Source organism: Methylobacterium sp. WL6, from assembly GCF_008040095.1.
Lineage (GTDB): Bacteria > Pseudomonadota > Alphaproteobacteria > Rhizobiales > Beijerinckiaceae > Methylobacterium.
This window is the reverse complement of record NZ_VRVH01000694.1, coordinates 1-479: the sequence shown is the minus strand read 5'-3', so window position 1 is coordinate 479 and position 479 is coordinate 1. Positions and strand designations below refer to the sequence as shown.

Below are 479 nucleotides of genomic sequence, written 5' to 3'. Positions count from 1 at the left end.
GGCGCGGGCGCGCGAGGCCCTGGTCAAGGTCGGGATCCCGGCACCCGACGCGCGCCTGCGCGCCTATCCGCACCAGCTCTCGGGCGGGATGCGCCAGCGCATCGCCATCGCCATCGCGCTGCTGCACGCGCCGGCCCTGCTCATCGCCGACGAGCCGACGACGGCCCTCGACGTGACGATCCAGGCGCAGATCCTGGCCGAGGCGCAGGGTCTCTGCGCCGAGATGGGCACCGCCCTGATCTGGATCACTCACGACCTCGCGGTGGTGGCCGGGCTCGGCGACAGGCTCTGCGTGATGTATGCCGGCCGCATCGTCGAGGCCGGGCCGGTGGCCGACGTCATCGAGGCGCCGCTGCATCCCTACAGCGCGGGGCTGATCGCCTCCGCCCCGAGCCGCAACGCCCGCGGCGTGCCGCTGGCGCAGATCCCCGGCATGGCGCCCGCGCTGACGGACCGCCCGCCGGGCTGCGCCTTCGCCC

Annotated in this window: 1 protein-coding gene; it reads left to right on the top strand. The window is 75.4% G+C overall.

Annotated elements, in window-relative coordinates:
• Positions 1 to 479, top strand: a 479-nt coding sequence (locus tag FV230_RS29215; RefSeq protein ID WP_147844822.1) for an ABC transporter ATP-binding protein, incomplete at both ends; no start/stop codon positions are given.